The sequence below is a fragment of the Bradyrhizobium sp. MOS002 genome (genome assembly GCF_003020115.1).
GTDB lineage: Bacteria > Pseudomonadota > Alphaproteobacteria > Rhizobiales > Xanthobacteraceae > Bradyrhizobium.
Window position 1 is genome coordinate 656655 of the sequence record NZ_PYFX01000004.1, and the last position, 16854, is coordinate 673508.

The 16854-nt window shown below is 63.6% G+C and carries 19 protein-coding genes; 11 read left to right on the forward strand and 8 right to left on the reverse strand.

Annotation, left to right across the window (positions count from 1 at the left end):
- The first annotated feature begins 40 nt into the window (after positions 1-40).
- The 5 genes from C7G41_RS16085 to C7G41_RS16105 all read left to right on the forward strand — a co-directional run bounded on the left by C7G41_RS16085 (position 41) and on the right by C7G41_RS16105 (position 4209).
- Positions 41-571 (forward strand): DedA family protein, encoded by a 531-nt coding sequence (locus C7G41_RS16085; protein ID WP_007609868.1) that lies wholly within the window; start codon positions 41-43, stop codon positions 569-571.
- A gap of 224 nt (positions 572-795) precedes the next feature.
- Positions 796-1464 carry an FMN-binding negative transcriptional regulator gene (locus C7G41_RS16090; protein ID WP_106943465.1) on the forward strand — a complete coding sequence of 223 codons (669 nt, stop codon included), beginning with the start codon at positions 796-798 and terminating at the stop codon, positions 1462-1464.
- Positions 1461-2459, forward strand: coding sequence for an N-acetyl-gamma-glutamyl-phosphate reductase (gene argC, locus C7G41_RS16095; protein ID WP_106943466.1), 999 nt, complete (start codon positions 1461-1463; stop codon positions 2457-2459). Before C7G41_RS16090 ends, argC (C7G41_RS16095) begins: the two co-directional genes overlap by 4 nt.
- Before the next feature lie 101 nt (positions 2460-2560).
- A complete protein-coding gene (argC, locus tag C7G41_RS16100; protein ID WP_106943683.1) occupies positions 2561-3607 on the forward strand; it encodes an N-acetyl-gamma-glutamyl-phosphate reductase in 1047 nt (348 codons plus the stop codon).
- Between the two features lie 14 nt (positions 3608-3621).
- Positions 3622-4209: a bifunctional 2-polyprenyl-6-hydroxyphenol methylase/3-demethylubiquinol 3-O-methyltransferase UbiG gene (locus tag C7G41_RS16105; protein ID WP_106943684.1), complete on the forward strand. Its 588-nt coding sequence runs from the start codon at positions 3622-3624 to the stop codon at positions 4207-4209.
- A gap of 196 nt (positions 4210-4405) precedes the next feature.
- On the opposite strand, the gene C7G41_RS16110 is transcribed toward C7G41_RS16105, so the two are convergent.
- The 3 genes from C7G41_RS16110 to C7G41_RS16120 form a co-directional block, all read right to left on the reverse strand.
- On the reverse strand, positions 4406-5173 hold the full coding sequence (locus C7G41_RS16110; protein WP_106943467.1) for an outer membrane protein: 768 nt from the start codon (positions 5171-5173) through the stop codon (positions 4406-4408).
- A gap of 183 nt (positions 5174-5356) precedes the next feature.
- On the reverse strand, positions 5357-5755 hold the full coding sequence (locus C7G41_RS16115) for an MAPEG family protein (protein WP_027517739.1): 399 nt from the start codon (positions 5753-5755) through the stop codon (positions 5357-5359).
- Between the two features lie 65 nt (positions 5756-5820).
- A complete protein-coding gene (locus C7G41_RS16120; protein WP_199198400.1) occupies positions 5821-7629 on the reverse strand; it encodes an alpha/beta hydrolase in 1809 nt (602 codons plus the stop codon).
- 254 nt (positions 7630-7883) lie between these two features.
- On the opposite strand from C7G41_RS16120, the gene C7G41_RS16125 reads away from it, so the two are divergent.
- From C7G41_RS16125 to glpX, 4 genes are all read left to right on the forward strand, one after another.
- Positions 7884-8159, forward strand: coding sequence for a hypothetical protein (locus tag C7G41_RS16125; RefSeq protein WP_106943685.1), 276 nt, complete (start codon positions 7884-7886; stop codon positions 8157-8159).
- Between the two features lie 216 nt (positions 8160-8375).
- Positions 8376-9596: an LL-diaminopimelate aminotransferase gene (locus C7G41_RS16130; protein ID WP_027569882.1), complete on the forward strand. Its 1221-nt coding sequence runs from the start codon at positions 8376-8378 to the stop codon at positions 9594-9596.
- A 29-nt stretch (positions 9597-9625) separates the two neighbouring features.
- The gene (locus C7G41_RS16135; protein ID WP_106943469.1) at positions 9626-10942 is read left to right on the forward strand and encodes a homoserine dehydrogenase; all 1317 of its coding nucleotides are present in this window, start codon (positions 9626-9628) and stop codon (positions 10940-10942) included.
- Positions 10943-11022: 80 nt separating this feature from the next.
- On the forward strand, positions 11023-12024 hold the full coding sequence (glpX, locus tag C7G41_RS16140; protein WP_007609885.1) for a class II fructose-bisphosphatase: 1002 nt from the start codon (positions 11023-11025) through the stop codon (positions 12022-12024).
- A gap of 91 nt (positions 12025-12115) precedes the next feature.
- On the opposite strand, the gene C7G41_RS38290 is transcribed toward glpX, so the two are convergent.
- The 3 genes from C7G41_RS38290 to C7G41_RS38300 are packed head-to-tail and all read right to left on the reverse strand — an operon-like array spanning position 12116 to position 13049.
- The gene (locus C7G41_RS38290) at positions 12116-12439 is read right to left on the reverse strand and encodes a hypothetical protein (RefSeq protein WP_245446549.1); all 324 of its coding nucleotides are present in this window, start codon (positions 12437-12439) and stop codon (positions 12116-12118) included.
- Between the two features lie 2 nt (positions 12440-12441).
- Positions 12442-12609, reverse strand: a complete 168-nt coding sequence (locus C7G41_RS38295; protein ID WP_245446551.1) for a hypothetical protein — start codon at positions 12607-12609, stop codon at positions 12442-12444.
- A 38-nt stretch (positions 12610-12647) separates the two neighbouring features.
- Positions 12648-13049: a hypothetical protein gene (locus C7G41_RS38300; protein WP_245446552.1), complete on the reverse strand. Its 402-nt coding sequence runs from the start codon at positions 13047-13049 to the stop codon at positions 12648-12650.
- A gap of 162 nt (positions 13050-13211) precedes the next feature.
- On the opposite strand from C7G41_RS38300, the gene C7G41_RS16150 reads away from it, so the two are divergent.
- Positions 13212-13940, forward strand: coding sequence for a haloacid dehalogenase type II (locus C7G41_RS16150; protein WP_106943470.1), 729 nt, complete (start codon positions 13212-13214; stop codon positions 13938-13940).
- A gap of 47 nt (positions 13941-13987) precedes the next feature.
- Here C7G41_RS16150 and C7G41_RS16155 read toward each other — a convergent pair whose 3' ends face one another.
- Complete coding sequence (locus tag C7G41_RS16155; RefSeq protein ID WP_106943471.1) at positions 13988-14959, reverse strand: MBL fold metallo-hydrolase; 972 nt, start codon at positions 14957-14959, stop codon at positions 13988-13990.
- Between the two features lie 310 nt (positions 14960-15269).
- A complete protein-coding gene (locus C7G41_RS16160) occupies positions 15270-15935 on the reverse strand; it encodes a GntR family transcriptional regulator (RefSeq protein WP_199198401.1) in 666 nt (221 codons plus the stop codon).
- A gap of 117 nt (positions 15936-16052) precedes the next feature.
- Here C7G41_RS16160 and C7G41_RS16165 point away from each other — a divergent pair, with 117 nt between their 5' ends.
- Positions 16053-16847: an enoyl-CoA hydratase/isomerase family protein gene (locus C7G41_RS16165; protein WP_106943473.1), complete on the forward strand. Its 795-nt coding sequence runs from the start codon at positions 16053-16055 to the stop codon at positions 16845-16847.
- Positions 16848-16854 lie beyond the last annotated feature (7 nt).

A 16854-nucleotide genomic window follows, 5' to 3' on the forward strand; every position in this document is an offset into this window, starting at 1 on the left:
CGAGCAGCACCTTCGGGCAGGACGGAAAGGCTATTGTTGAATGGAGCAGTTTGCGCACGGGCTCGCTGATTTCGTGCGCGCTCACCAGACGTGGGCAGCTCCCATCGTATTCATGCTCGCCTTCGGGGAGTCGCTTGCCTTCATCTCGCTGCTGATCCCGGCTTGGGGCGCGTTGGTCGCTATCGGCGCGCTGATTGGCGCGAGTGGCATCAGCTTCTATCCGGTCTGGATCGCCGGTGGCATCGGCGCGGCGCTGGGCGACTGGGTCTCCTACTGGTTCGGCTACCGCTACAAGGAGAAGGTCGCGCAGATGTGGCCGCTCTCGCGCTATCCGGAACTCCTGCCCAGGGGCGAGGCCTTCGTGCGCAGCTGGGGCGTGCCGAGCATCTTCATCGGCCGCTTCTTCGGCCCCTTGCGTGCCTCCGTGCCGCTTGCAGCCGGCATTTTCGAGATGCCCTATTGGAGCTTCCAGGCCGCCAATTTCGTCTCGGCGCTGATCTGGTCGGCGGCGCTCCTGCTGTTCGGCGACGTGATCGCGAAGATCATGGAATGGATCTGGCGCGTGGTGTGACGTCCGAACCTTGACGCGAACCGCAACTGGCCCTATAGCCCCGCGCCATGATCAACGCCGCGACCATTTTGTTCGCCCGTCGCCGCCGCCGCTCTTTAGCGGTTTGGGCGGTCGATCGCGTTTGAGATCATCGTCTTTGCCGCTGGATCCGATCCGCGGCATTCTCCCTCCTGTCAGCGCGATCTGATCCGGCGGCCCCCAAGGAGGCCCAGCAGGAGACAACGATGTACACGCCACCCTTTTTCAAGCCGGACCGCGCCGCGAGCCTGAAATTTGCCGACACGCGCGGCTTCGGCACCATGTGCGCCTTCGACGGCCACAAGCCGGTCGCCTCGCCGCTGCCGTTCTATTTGACCTATGCCGCCGATGGCACGCCGCAGGTCGCCTTTCACGTCGCCCGTCACAATCCGCTGCTAAAGTTTGCGGACGGGACGACCTCCTGGCTGCTCGCGGTCAACGGCCCCGATGCCTACGTCTCCCCGGACTGGTACGTCTCGCCGGATCAGGTGCCGACCTGGCTGTACCAGTCGGTCCACCTGACCGGGCCGGTGCGGTTGTTGTCGGACGGTGAACTGGCAGTGCAGATCGACACGCTCAGCGACAAGTTCGAGAACTGGCTATTGCCGAAGAAGCCGTGGACCTCAGGCAAAATGACGGCGGGCCGGCTTGAGGCGCTGAAGAAGGGGATCGTGGGTCTGATCATGACGGTTGAAGAGGTCGAAGGCAGCTTCAAGCTCAACCAGCACAAGTCCGACGCCGACTATACGGCGATCGCCAACGCGCTTGGCGCGCAAGCCGGTGCCGACGCCAGGGAGATCGCGCAACTGATGCAGGACGTGAGGCCGGAGGCCTTCGCATCCGAAACCAACATGCTCGAAAGGAGCGCGCCATGACCTTTTCTGAAGCCAGCCTCGTTGACACGAAAAATGCCTCGAAGACGGGCGCTGCGACAAAGCCCGCCACCGTCTTCGTTGACGGCGGCTCCGGCACCACCGGCCTCGGCATCAACGAGCGGCTGAAGCTCCAGAACGACGTGGTCGTGAAGACGATTGCCGACGACAAGCGCAAGGATCCCGCGGCCAAGAAGGCGCTGATGGAGGAGGTTGATCTCGTCATCCTCTGTCTGCCTGACGATGCTGCGAGGGAAACGGTTGCGCTCATCGACAGCATGGGGCCGTCGGGCCCGAAGGTGCTGGACGCCTCGACCGCGTACCGGGTCGCACCCGACTGGGCCTATGGCTTTCCGGAACTGACGCCGGACCAGGCTGGCAAGATCAAGGCTGCGAAGAAGGTCTCCAATCCCGGCTGCTATCCGACCGGCGCGATCGCGCTGCTGCGGCCGATCGTCGATGCCGGCCTGCTGCCTGCGGACTATCCCGTCACCGTCAATGCGGTGAGCGGCTATTCCGGTGGCGGCAAGTCGATGATCGCGAGTTTCGAGGACGGCAGCGCGCCGTCCTTCGAACTCTACGGCCTCGGCTTCGAGCACAAGCATCTGCCGGAGATGCAGCTCTACTCGAACCTGACGCGGCGCCCGATCTTCATCCCGTCGGTCGGCAACTACCGGCAGGGCATGCTGGTGTCGGTGCCGCTCCAGCTCGACACGCTGCCTGGCAAGCCCAGCGGCGCCGATCTCCAGGCCGCCCTGGCAAAGCGTTACGCCGGCTCGAAATACGTCTCGGCGATGCCGCTTCAGAACGAGGCGGCCAGGGGCGGCCGGATCGAGCCGGAAGCGCTCAACGAGACCAACATGCTCGAGCTCTACGTCTTCGCCAGCGACCAATACCACCAGGCGGTGCTGGTCGCCCGGCTCGACAATCTCGGCAAGGGCGCATCCGGTGCGGCCGTGCAGAACATGCGGCTGATGCTGGGTCTTGCCGAAGAGTAGCCGATCGCACGTTGCCCGCGAGACCAGTCCGGTGGACGAAGCGACGCCGCAACTTTCTGCTCCGGCAAGACGATCCTGCGACGCCTGAAAGGAAACGTGTGATTAGTTCGAAGAAAATCGGCATTCTCGGCGCCTCCGGTTACACCGGGGCCGATGCGGTGCGTCTGCTGGCGCGGCATCCGAATGCGGAAATCACGGCACTCACCGCCAACACACACGCCGGCAAGGCCATGAGCGAGGTGTTTCCGCATTTCTTCATGCTGGATTTGCCCCAACTCGTGGAATGGGAAAAGGTCGACTGGACCAAGCTCGACGCGGTGTTCTGCGGGCTGCCGCACGGCACCACGCAGCAGATCATCGCGGCCGTGCTGAAGGCCAACCCGAAGATCAAGGTCCTCGACATGTCCGCCGATTTCCGGCTGCGCGACAAGGAAACCTACGCGCAGTGGTACGGCCACGAACATCAGGCGCTCGAGCTGCAGGGCGAAGCCGTCTACGGCCTGACCGAATTCTATCGGGAGAAGATTACCGCGGCGCGGCTGGTCGCCTGTCCCGGCTGCTATCCGACGGCAGCGTTGTTGGCGCTGGTGCCGCTGGCGAAAGCAAAACTGATCGACGTCGATGACATCGTGATCGACGCCAAGTCAGGCGTCACCGGGGCCGGACGCGGCCTTAAGCAGAACACGCTGTTCAGTGAGGCGGGCGAGGGGATTTCGCCGTATTCGGTCGGCACGCACCGGCATGCGCCGGAGATCGAACAAGAGATCGGCGTCGCGGCGGGCGCGAGCGTGACCGTCAATTTCACGCCGCATCTCATACCGATGTCGCGGGGCGAACTCTGCACGTCCTACGTCAAGCTCAACGGCGCGACGCCGGACGATTTGCGGGCCGCCCTCGAGAAAGCCTACGCGAACGAGCCCTTCGTGCATGTCGTCAAGAAGGGCGTGCTGCCGCAGACTCAGAACGTTCGCGGCTCGAACTATGTCCAGATCGGTGTCATCGCCGACCGTATCAAGAACCGCGCCATCGTGATTTCGGTGCTCGATAATCTGGTGAAGGGCTCGGCCGGTCAGGCGATCCAGAACATGAACCTGATGTTCGGATTCCCCGAGACCGCTGGACTGGAGCAGATCGCGCTGTTTCCCTGATCGGAGTGGCCGCCGTGGACGAAGGGACTCTGCAATTCTATCGGAGCAACGCCAAGCCCTATGCGGACTGGGCGAAGGCGCCCTCGACGCGGCTGCGAGGCTTTCTCGCTCTGCTGCCGTCCGGCGGCTCGATCCTCGAGCTCGGCTGTGGCGCCGGCAATCATTCGGCGGTGATGCTGGCCGAAGGTTTCGAGGTGCGCGCCACTGACGGCTCGCCTGAAATGGCCGAAATTGCGTCGCAGCGGCTCGGTCATGCCGTCGAGGCGATGCGGTTCGACCAGCTCGACGCGCACGAGGCCTATGACGGCGTCTGGGCCAGTGCCTGTCTCCTGCACGTGCCGCGCGACGAACTCGCCGGCATCCTGTCGCGAATTCATCGCGCGCTCAGGCCGTCAGGCGTGTTCTACGCCAGCTACAAGATGGGCGAGGGCGACGGCCGGGACAGTCTCGGGCGCTATTACAATTATGCGTCGCCAGAATGGCTCGAGGCGACCTACGCCAGCGCAGGTCCATGGATCACGCTGTCCTCGGACAGGAACGTGATCCAGAGCTTTGACGAGACGCCGGCGAACATGCTCCATCTCGTCGTTCGCAAGGCCTGATCTAAAACGACAAGGCCTGATCTCAAACCACCTTGAAGATCGCGACGGCCATCACGGCCTGCGCGATGAAGCCGACGGTGAAGGCCACCGCCGGGGTCGAGGGAGAACGTCTATGTCCGGGCCTCGGCCTCACCGAAGCGGCTTCGGCCGCGCATGCGCGACCAGCCCGGGCATGACGACTGCGAGGGGCGCTTTTTCAGTACTTCGCGATGATCGGGCCGCCGAATTTGTAGTTGATGCGGGCGGTGATCAAATCGACGTCCTGGCCGATGCGGTCGGTGCGTGAGAACGTGCCGACCGGCGTCAGCGCGCCGTTGGAGGTGAGCGTGACGTCGTGACGGCCCATGAACAGATGGTCGTATTCGAGGCCGACCGACCAGTTCGGGGCGAAGCCGTATTCGATGCCGATGCCGACCGTGCCGCCCCAGCGGGTGTCGTCGGCACGATCGAACTCGGCTCCGGCCAGACCACCCGTTCCGATACCGCGGTAGCGATCGCGGGTGACGGCGGCGCCGCCCTTCAAGTAAAGCAGTGCGCTATTCCAGACGTAGCCGACCTGGCCGGTGAACAGGCCGAAAGCATCGACGCGGGTGCGGTTCGCGACGCCGGCCACGGTGCTGGCGTTCCGGCCCGAGAGATCGGCCCAGTCGCCCTGCGCTTCGAGGCCGAACACGAAGGCGCTGCTCTGCCAGCGATAACCGATCTGGCCGCCGGCGACAGCGCCCGTCGCGTCATGGCAGCCTTCCGCAACGCCGGGCGCGAAACCAACAGTCTGGTCCCAGCAATTGCGTGACGAGCCATAGCCGCCGTTGGCGCCAATGTAGAAGCCGCTCCAATCATAGATCGCCGCGATCATCGGCGGCGCCTTGGTGTAGGGACGGGCGGCGAGATCTGCGGCACTGGCCTGGGTCGCGACGGCTGCGAGCGAGAGGCCGGCGAGCGCGGATGCAATCTTCAAATTCATGTTTGCCCCGAATCATCAATGCGATGGCCAAATATACCTGTGGATGGGGGATCCTTCGTGTCAGCCCAGGGATCGCATCCCTGTTTTTGTCGCACTGTCATCCTTTGGCAACACCGGCGGCCGCGGCAGGGCTTCGAGGATTTCCCCCCCTTTGTTGCCGGCGCTAAGCCATCGGAGATCCGATCAAACCACCTTGAAGATCGCGACGGCGAGCACGGCCTGCGCGATGAAGCCGACGGTGAAGGCCACCGTGCGGAACACCGGGATCCCGAGCGCATAGACGATCAGATGCGCGACGCGCGACCAGAAATAGACGGCACAAGCAAGCACCGTCCATTTCGAGGAGTAGTCGATCGCGTTCAGGATCAGCACCAGCGGCGCGAACAGCACGAGGTTCTCGACGGCGTTGTCATGCGCGAACATCAGGCGGTTCGCCCATTCCGACTGCGGCTTGTCGGTGCGCGAGGGATTGGCCATCGCGCCACCGAGACCGCGAATCTGGCAGCGGTTGATGGTGTAGGGAATCCAGAGGATTCCGGTCAGGACCACCGTCAGTGTCAGCCAGAACAATTCACGCGTCATAACCCGGTCCCCTCATCAATTTCTGCTGCAGGCGTGGAGCTTATACGAAAGCGCGGAAGATTCTGCTATGCGCGAACCCTGACATAGCTGCCGGGCGCGTCCTCGATCGGGGGAAACGCCTCGCTGCCGACCGTGCGGGCCGGGACTTCCTCGGGATCGAGTGCGCCCAGCCATTGCCGCCAGTCCGGCCACCACGAGCCCTTGTGCTCGACCGCGCCCTTCATCCACTCGGTGACGTTAGCGGACTTCGCGTTGTCGTTGGTCCAGTACTGGTATTTGTTCGAGGCGGGCGGATTGACCACGCCGGCGATGTGGCCCGAGCCGGACAGCACGTATTTCACCGGGCCGCCGAAGAACTGGGAGCCGTACAGCACCGATTCCGCCGGTGCGATATGGTCCTCGCGGGTTGCGAGATTGTAGATCGGCACCATGATCTTGGAGAGATCGAGCAAGGTGTTGTCCAGCACCAGCGTGCCGGTCGAGAGCCGGTTCTCAAGGTAGCAATTGCGCAGATAGTACGAATGGTTCGACGCGGTCATGCGCGTCGCGTCCGAATTCCAGTGCAGCAGGTCGAACGCGCTCGGCTGCTGGCCCTTGAGGTAATTGCTGACGACATAGGACCAGATCAAATCGTTGGAGCGCAGCATGTTGAAGGCCATTGCCATCTTCGAGCCTTCGAGCACGCCCGCCGCCTTCATGTCCTGCTCGAGGGATGCGATCTGGTCCTCGTCGACGAACACGAGCAGATCACCGGCATGGGTGAAGTCGACCTGTGCCGCAAAGAACGTCGCGGACGCCACGCGCTGGCGGCGCTTCTCGGCGAGCCAGGCCAGCGTGGTCGCGAGCATGGTGCCGCCGACGCAATAGCCGGCGGTGTGCACCTTCATCTCGCCGGTGACCTTCTCGATCACGTCCATCGCCGTGAGCGGGCCTTCCTTCATGTAGTCTTCCCAGCTCTTGGCACCTAACCGCTTGTCGGGATTGACCCATGAGATCACGAACACGGTGATGCCCTGGTCGACGCACCACTTGATGTAGGATTTCTCCGGCTTGAGATCGAGGATGTAGAACTTGTTGATCCAGGGCGGGATGATCAGGAGCGGCGTGCGCAGCACGTTCTCCGTCGCCGGCGCATACTGGATCAGCTGCATCATCTCATTCTGGTAGATCACCTTGCCCGGCGTCGTCGCCATGTTCACGCCGACGACGAGATTGTCCGGATTGGACTGACGGATCTTCAGCGTGCCCTTGCCGGCGGCGATGTCCTCGGCCAGCATCTTCAGCCCGCGCGCGAGATTTTCGCCACTGCTCGCCACCGTCGCGCGCAGCACTTCCGGATTGGTCAGCACGAAGTTGGAGGGCGAGATCGCGTTGGTGAGCTGCTGGACGTAGAACTCGGCCTTGCGGCGGGTCAGCGGATCGAGCCCTTCGGCGTCGCGCACAAGCTCCTGCGCAAATTTGGTCGTGAGCAGATAGAGCTGCATCAGGAAATCGAAGAACTGGTTCGACTTCCATTCCGGATCGGCAAAGCGCTTGTCGCGCGGCGAGGGCGCGATCGCGGGCGGGGCGTCCTGACCGGCCATGCGGCGCGCCGCCGAGCCCCAGAGGTCGAGATAGTCCTTGGCGAGCTTGGTCTGGAGTGCGGAGGACCGGGACGTATCCGACAGCCAGTATTCGGCGACGGCGGTGAAGGTCTTGACGACCTCGGTAAGCTCCGCCGGCGGACGATCCTGCACCTCGCCGCTCTCGCGCGGCTTCAGGTACGCGGCGAGCGCCTTGCCGCCGCTTTCCATCGCCCGCGCGACATTTATCGCGAAGGCTTCCGCATCAAACTTCATCTCAGGTTTGGGCGTATCGGTGGTGGCCATACTCATGAGCAGAACAGTAACGATTCATTCCGTATTCGTCACCGCGAAGCTCGCATGTTTGGCGTTAAACACTCTCGAAGATGTGTTGCAGTGCGATAAATTTTCTTGGTTCCGTCACAATCGAGCCGCACCGCTCGGCTTGGTGGTCCCGGGGTTGTTTTCTCGCTCGCACCATTTGGGCAGCAATGGTTTGAGCTTGGGCGTGGACTTGGGTAATGTTGCCCGGGGCCGTGCTTTGGGACGAGGTGGGGATTTCCCTGGTGTTGGCGTTGAGGGACCTGCAAAAGTCGCGACGGATCTGTGGCGTGCTGCTGATGGCGGCGCTCGCCCTGGGCGGCTGCTCGAGCCAGCTTGCGGATATGACGCCTTCCGATGCGCAAGCGCATCCCAGGGAGGCCGGTAGCTATCTGCCGGTGCACGATCTGCCGCCGGATCGCGGTCAGGTGGTCATGCCGCCGGATCAACGCGCCAAGATCGAGGCCGAGCTTGCTGCCGCGCGCGACCGCCAGGCGGTTGCCACCAAGGACGCGAAATAGGGCGCCGCAAGGTAATCGCTGGCGCGTCCGCCTCGCCGTGCTAAAAGACCTCAGTTCAGCCGAGAGTCAGGGCGAACGACTTCAGTCACCGTCGTCGATAATTGCTCTAAGTGTTTGATCTTGGGTAATTTTCGCGAGGGAGGTGGGCGCCTTTCCGCATGGCCGTTTATGGCCTGTCGATTCTGTCCTGACCGGTTGCCCGGAGCCGAGAGAGCCATGGAAGAGTTTTACCGCATCCGCCGCCTTCCGCCTTACGTGTTCGAACAGGTCAACCGGGCCAAGGCAGCCGCGCGGAATGCCGGCGCCGACATCATCGACCTCGGCATGGGCAATCCGGACCTGCCGGCGCCAGCGCATGTGCTGGAAAAGCTGAAGGAGACGCTGGGCAAGCCGCGCACCGACCGCTACTCGGCCTCCCGCGGCATCCCCGGACTGCGCCGGGCCCAGGCCGGCTACTACGCCCGCCGTTTCGGCGTGAAGCTCAATCCCGACACCCAGGTGGTGGCGACGCTCGGCTCCAAGGAGGGCTTTGCCAACGTGGCGCAGGCGATCACCGCGCCCGGCGACGTCATCCTTTGTCCGAATCCGAGCTACCCGATTCACGCCTTCGGCTTCCTGATGGCGGGCGGCGTGATCCGCTCGGTGCCCTCGGAGCCGACGCCGCAATTCTTCGAGGCGGTCGAGCGGGCGATCGTGCATTCGATCCCGAAGCCGCTGGCGCTCGTCGTCTGCTATCCTTCGAACCCGACCGCCTATGTCGCGAGCCTCGACTTCTACAAGGACCTGGTTGCATTCGCGAAGAAGCACGAGATCCTGATCCTGTCCGATCTCGCTTATGCCGAGGTCTATTTCGACGAGAACAACCCGCCGCCCTCGGTGCTGCAGGTACCGGGCGCGATGGACGTCGCCGTCGAGTTCACCTCGATGTCGAAGACCTATTCGATGGCTGGCTGGCGCATGGGCTTCGCGGTCGGCAACGAGCGCGTGATTGCGGCACTCGGCCGCGTCAAATCCTATCTCGACTACGGTGCGTTCACGCCGATCCAGGTCGCCGCGACCGCCGCGCTGAACGGACCGGACGATTGCATCAAGGAGATGCGCGACACCTACCGCAAGCGGCGCGACGCGCTGGTGGAATCGTTCGGCCGTGCCGGCTGGGAGATCCCGCCGCCGGAAGCGTCGATGTTCGCCTGGGTGCCGCTGCCGGAAGCCTTCCGCAGCGTCGGCAGCATGCAGTTCGCGACCCTGATGGTGGAGAAATCCGGTGTCGCGGTCTCGCCCGGCGTCGGCTTTGGCGAGCATGGTGAAGGATATGTCCGCATCGCCATGGTGGAAAACGAGCAACGGATCAGGCAGGCCGCGCGCGGCGTGCGCCGCTTCCTTGAAAGCGGCATCGAAACGTTGCACAACGTCGTTCCGCTCGCCACTCGGCGTTAAGTTCTCTTCCGCAGGTTTTCCAAGGCATCATGGTTGCACCCCTGAAAGTGGGCATAGCGGGGCTCGGCACCGTGGGCGCCGAAGTAGTCCGTCTGATTGAAACGCAGGCGCGCGTGCTTGCCGGCCGCAGCGGCCGCGGCATCCGTGTCGTCGCCGTCACCGCGCGCTCGAAGGCGAAGAAGCGCGGCGTCGATCTGCGCGGCATCGAATGGGTCAAGGATCCGCTTGCCCTTGCCACGCATCCCGGCATCGACTGCTTCGTCGAGCTGATGGGTGGCTCCGGCGATCCTGCGCTGTCGGCGGTCGAGGCCGCGCTGAACGCCGGCAAATCCGTCGTCACCGCCAACAAGGCGTTGCTGGCAAAGCACGGCCTCAAGCTGGCAAAGGCCGCCGAAAAGCATGGCGGCGCGCTGAATTTCGAGGCAGCCGTCGGCGCAGCGATCCCTGTCATCAAAACGTTGCGCGAAGGTCTTGCCGGAACCGGCATCAACCGGGTCTACGGCATCCTCAACGGCACCTGCAATTACATCCTGACCCGGATGGAGCAGGAGGGCCTGTCCTTCGCCGAATGCCTGAAGGACGCGCAACGGCTCGGCTATGCCGAGGCCAATCCGTCATTCGACGTCGACGGCCACGACACCGCGCAGAAGCTCGCCATTCTCGCCAGCCTCGCTTTCGGCACGAAAGTTGCTCAAAGCGCGGTCTATGTCGAAGGCATCTCCTCCATCGCGCCGGAAGATCTCCGCGCCGCTGACGATCTCGGTTACCGGCTCAAGCTGCTCGGCGTCGCGGTTCGCACCGCCAAGGGCATCGAGCAGCGCGTGCATCCGACCATGGTTCCGAAATCCTCGTCGATCGCTCAGGTGATGGGTGTCACCAATGCGGTCACGATCGATGGCGAGGGCATCCCGCCGATCACGCTGGTCGGCCCCGGTGCCGGCGGCGCGGCGACCGCATCCGCCGTCGTCGCCGACATCGCCGACGTCGCGCGCGGCATCCGCGCCAATCCGTTCGGCCGGCCGATTTCGCAGCTGCGCGATACCAAGAAGGCGCCGATGGAGCGCCACGAGGGCGGCTACTACATCCGCCTTCTGGCACGCGATTTCCCGGGCACCGCGGCTGCGATCGCAACGCGGCTCGCGGAGCAGAAGATTTCGATCGAGTCGATCGTGCAGCGCCATCCCAATGGCGGCGCTGCGCCGGCAGACGGCAAGGCGGTCCCGGTGCCCGTCATCCTCATCACCTATGCCACGCACGAGGACGCCGTGCGCCGCGCGCTCGCGGCCGTGCAGAAGGACAAGGTGATCAGCGGACGGCCGCAGGTCATCAGGATCGAGAAGAACTGACACGGTTCGAACGAACTGTGGGTGTTACGAGTTGATGCGGCGGAGATGTCCGTCCAAAACTGTTTCGAAGGAGTGAGCCGATGTCGACCCATATTTCAGTCCCGCCGCAAGCGTTGCTCGAGCGCATTCTCACGCTGGAGATCGTGCGTGTGACGGAGCGGGCGGCGGTGTCTTCGGCGCGTCTGCGCGGGCACGGCAACGAGAAGGCGGCCGACCAGGCCGCGGTGGACGCGATGCGGCGCGAGCTCAACAAGCTCCCGATCGAGGGCACCATCGTCATCGGCGAGGGCGAGCGCGACGAGGCGCCGATGCTCTTCATCGGCGAGAAGGTCGGCATGAACGCCGGCCCGCAGGTCGACATCGCCGTCGACCCGCTCGAAGGCACCACGCTGTGCGCCAAGAACATGCCGGGCTCGATCGCCACCATGGCGATGGCCGACGGCGGCACGCTGTTGCACGCCCCCGACGTCTACATGCAGAAGCTCGCGATCGGTCCCGGCTATGACAAGGGCGTCGTCGAACTCGATGCGACGCCGGCCGAAAACGTCCGCCGCCTCGCCAAGGCCAAGGGCGTCAAGCCCGACGGCATCACCGTTCTCGTGCTCGACCGCCCGCGCCATGCCAGCATCATCGAGAGCGTGCGCTCGACCGGCGCCGCCGTGCGCCTGATCACCGACGGCGACGTCGCCGGCGTGATCCACTGCGCCGACCCTGATAACACCGGCGTCGATATGTATCTCGGCACCGGCGGCGCGCCCGAAGGCGTGCTCGCGGCCGTGGCGCTGCGCTGCATCGGCGGCCAGATGCAGTGCCGTCTCATCCTCGACTCCGACGAGAAGCGGGAGCGCGCTGCCAAGATGGGCGTCAACGATCCCAAGATGATCTACGGCATCGAGGACATGGCGCGCGGCGACTGCCTGTTCGCCGCCACCGGCGTCACCACGGGCTCGCTGCTGTCAGGCGTCAAATTCCGCAAGGACGGCGTCATCGAGACCGAAACGGTGGTGATGCGTTCCGTCACCGGCACCGTGCGATACATCAAGGCCGAGCACCGCGAACTGGCGAAGTTCCACTTGGATTAAGTTCGCGATCGTCCGCGCGCGATCGTTCGGCCAGTTCAGCCGGACATCGCTGCGTATGGCACCAGGACGGACGTGATCCATCGCTTGTCCGCTAAGGCCTGCGCGGTGCGGCCGGCATGAACATGAACGCGTCGCACAAGGTCAGAGCGAGTTGGAGCGCTTCTTGAAGCCGGCCAACTTCCTCAGCCCAAGGCTGCAAAAAAGACCTCGCTGACGCAATGTCTCCGCTCGCGAGCGCGCGGCGCGCATTCGTGTCCGCCTCGGCATAGGCGTCGGTCGCGAGCATTTTGGACAGCTCCTGCGACACGCCGCCATCGAGGCTCTCGAGGCGAGTTTCCGAAACGTAGTGATCTGGCCGCAGCTCTATGAGATTTTCCGACTTCGTCGGATCGAAAAGCCCGACCTTGCCCAGCATGATCAGAAGCGGGTGATTTCGGGCGAGAGATGACGGAATGATCTGGTAGGTCTTGACCCTTCCAGCCCGGTCTTGAAGAGAAAAGAGTGAATGACCGGCCCGATCCGAAAGCGCGAATTGCGATGGAGCACCGCAACGTGATGATCGACCTCGGAGTCGGCCTCGAACACGGCACCGCTCTTGGGCCCGGCCTCAATGCCGTTTGCGATCAGGTAGGATGAAAGGCCGGCAACGCGGGCACGGCAGTGACGATGCGGGTGCTTTCTATCACACTGGGCTTCGCGGTTTCCGCCCCCTTCGCAGCAGAGCCCGTCATCGAGACGACCAAGTGCGCACGGTGCTTCCCCAGCGCCTGCAATGCCTCCGGCCATCCCGAGGAGGCCAGTTGCCACGCCGATTGATTGATCGGCGTTGGCGCGCGCATCAAAAGGACTCCCGCCAGATGATCGCCGACGCGGATCAGGAGCAGATCATCGGCTTCCGCATCTGCTGCGGCTGTGCTGATCTCCCAATCCAAGCCTGGATGACGGCGGCGTAGCGTCTCCATCAGGACCTTCTTTTCTGGAAGGCCGGCGTTCTCTAACAAGACAAATGCAACAGGGTTGGTCATGACATACGCTGCACCCCGACTGGTTGAGGCCCGTCACTTTGTTCGTCTTGCGCGTGTTTGGTGCGCCGGACTACCGCTATTGTTGCATGGAAAAGATCATGCTTTAAAGCCCTTCATCTGAGACAAAGCCACCCGGGGCGCGGGAAATCCGCGAAGCGAAGCATGACTACAACATCAGACCTCTCCGTCGTCAAAGCCCTGGTCTTCGACGTGTTCGGCACCGTCGTCGACTGGCGCACCAGCCTGATCACGGATTTCATGTGGTGGGCGAGGGGCCGCGGCATCAGCGCCGACTGGACCGCCTTGGTCGACGGCTGGCGCGGCATGTACATGGCCTCGATGGATGACGTGCGCAAACATCCAGAGCGGGGCTATGTCATGTTAGATGATCTGCATCGCCGCTCGCTGGAGAAGCTGGTCGCGCAATTTTCGATTCCAGGCCTGACCGAAGCCGATCTCGATCACCTCACCAAGGGTTGGCACCGCCTGCACCCGTGGCCGGACAGCGTCGCGGGCCTGACGCGGCTGAAGACGAAATTCGTGATCTCGCCGCTGTCGAACGGCAATGTCGCGCTGCTGACCAACATGGCGAAGTTCGCAGGGCTTCCCTGGGACCTCATCATGTCGGCCGAGCTGTTCGAGCACTACAAGCCCGATCCGGAAACCTATCTCGGTGCCGCGCGGCTGCTGTGCCTCAAGCCGGAAGAGGTGATGATGGTCGCCGCCCACAACGGCGATCTCGCCGCCGCGCAGAAGAACGGGCTGAAGACCGCCTTCGTGGCAAGGCCGACCGAATACGGTCCGTTGCAGAAAGTCGATTTCGAGGCCACCGGCAATTGGGACATCGTCGCCAAGGATTTTGGCGGGATCGCTGACAAGCTCGGGTGCTAGGGCGCGGCCCGGGCGGCGCGTGCGCCACCCGGACCTGATCAATGGATCTACAACGTCATCTGCATCGGTTCGGGATAGTAATGGAATCCCTCACCGGCCTTGGCAACGTGACCATAGCCGGGCCAAGCGAAGTGATAGGACATCACCGGGACCTTGTTCGCCGCGAGCATGGTCAGCAGTTTTACGCGCGACTCGGCCGCCTGCTTCGGGTCCGTGTCGTAGGAGAATTCCATCCGTGGCCGTTCCAGCAGCAGGACGGGATGGTGCGAGAGGTCGCCAAGGAAGGCAAAGGACTTGCCGGCCGACGAGACCATGAAGATGGTGTGGCCGACGGTATGACCGGGCGCCGCGATCGCCTGCACGCCGGGCAGGAATTCCTGGCCGTCCTTGAAGAACACGATGCGGTCGCGGACCGGCAGCAGGTTCTTGCGCGCGTGGACGACGAAATCCTTGGCGTCGCTGCCGAGCTTGCCTTCGTCGGTCCAGAAGTCAAAATCGGTCTGTGAGATGTAGATCTGCGCGTTCGGAAACAGCGGCTTGCCGCCGTCGTCCACGATGCCGCCGATGTGGTCGATATGGGCATGCGAGCAGACCACGGCGTCGATGTCCCCGGGCTTGATGCCTGCCTCGGTCATGCTCTTCTGCTGCCGGCCGGTGGTGGCGCCGAACATCTTGGATGAGCCCATGCCGGTATCGAACAGGATGAGCTTGTCGCCGGTGTTGACGATCGGCGAGTTCTGCTCGAGCACGACATTGTCCGGCGACAGGAAATTGTCGACGAGCATCTTCTTCACCTCTTCCTTGGAGACACCGGTGAAGGTGCCCGAGGGATCGCCGAGCGGAAGCGGTCCATCGGAGACGACGGTGACTTCGGCGTCGCCGAGAACGAAGCGGTGCCAGTAGGGCGTCTGGGTGCCGAGCTTGGGAGCGCGCGCCATCGCGCTGCTGCCAAGCATTGCGCTGGCACCAAGGCCAGCCCCGAGGGTCAACAAGGACCGACGTGAGACATCGATTGTCATGCGTTTCCTCTGCTTTTGTCTTTTGTTTTGCGCAATTGTTTGCGCGTTACATTCGGCCTGCGCCGACACTCGAATGCTGCGCCGGTTCGGACAAGCGAGCAAGCGGAATTGATTTGGCGATGATCGCGGCTCGTTGAAGTTGGATGCGCAATTCCGGCGCACGACAAAAGACATCCGTTGCCGACGAGCCTCGCGTCAGCACGATCCGACCAGTGCCGCCGAATGCAGTCAATGATTGTGTCGCGATTGTGTCTGCTGGTCGCGCGATACTGCGGGACCGCAAGATTTTTTCTACGTCGCGAACGCCGTCTCACGCAAATCTCGGCGCGAGCTCGCTTCCTTCCGTTTCGGCAAAGCCCGCCTGCAAAACCTCTTCGCGCTTGTGGCGCAGATGCGCACGCAGGATGTGGGCGAGGCCGACGCCGTCGCGCCTCTGCAGTGCGTTCAGGATCGCATCGTGCTCCTTCACGGCGACCGCCCAGCGCTCGGGCGTCATCGGCGTGACGTAACGCGCGCGGCGGATGCGCGCGGTCACGGACGTATAAAGCCCCGCGAGCACCGGGTTTCCGGCCGCGGTGACGATGGCTTCGTGGATGGCGCGGTTGCCGCGATAGTACTGAATGAGATCGCCATCGCGATAATGCCGCACCATGTCCCCGTGCGCGGCGGCGATCGCGTCGATCTCGGCGTCCGTGATGCGCTCGCAGGCGAGTTCGCCGGCGAGCGCCTCGAGGCCCTGGCAGACCTCGAACAGGTCGCGCATGTCCTTGTCGGTCAGTTTTGCCGCACGCGAGCCACGATGCGGCAGGAGCTGCACCAGCCCTTCGGCGGCGAGCACCTTGAGCGCCTCGCGTAGCGGCGTGCGCGATATCTGGAGCCGCTCGCACAGCTCGCGCTCGGGAATCCGCGCGCCTGGCGGGATCTCGCCGTCGAGCAGGATGGCCCGGATCCGGCCGACGACGTCCTCATGAAGCATAGGTCTAAAGTCCTTTTGCATTCAAAAATGAAGATATATTCGAAAGATTGCAAGTTCCACCTTGTAAATCGAAGCTTTTGCATTCAAAAATGTAAAAAAGCAGAAGGACATGAGGAAATGGACCAGCAGGTGGGGGCGGAAGACCTCGTTTTCGAGCGCCAGGACGATGTCGGGCGGATCACCTTCAACCGCCCGCAAGCCCGCAACGCCTTCACCTTCGCGATGTATGAGCGGCTTGCCGCGATCTGCGAGGGGGTCAACGCCGATCACGCGATCAAGGTGCTGGTGCTGCGCGGGGCCGGCGACAAGGCGTTTGCCGCGGGCACCGACATCAATCAGTTCCGCGATTTCAAGTCGCCCCAGGACGCGATCGACTACGAGAACCGCATCGATCGGGTGCTGACCACGCTCGAGCAGTGCCGCGTGCCGACGATCGCGGCGATCAACGGGTTCTGCACCGGCGGCGGCGCGGGCATCGCCGCGGCTTGTGACCTCCGCATCGGCACCCAAAGCGCGAAAATCGGCTTTCCCATTGCCCGCACCCTCGGCAATTGCCTGTCGATGTCCAATGTCAGTCGTCTCACCGCGCTGATCGGCGCTGCCCGCGTCAAGGATCTGATCTTCACCGCGCGCCTCGTCGACGCGACGGAGGCCGCCAGTGTCGGGCTGCTCGGCGAGGTCGTCGAGGATCTCGCCGCGCTCGACAGGCGCGCGGACGAGGTTGCCCGGCTCTTGGCCAGCCACGCGCCGCTGACGCTGAACGCGACCAAGCAGGCCGTGGCGCGCCTGCAAAGGCGACTGACGCCGGACGAGGGCGAAGACCTCATCCGGATGTGCTACACGAGCCAGGATTTTCGCGAAGGGCTCGATGCTTTCCTCACCAAGCGCGCGCCGCAATGGCGCGGCCAATAGGACGCCC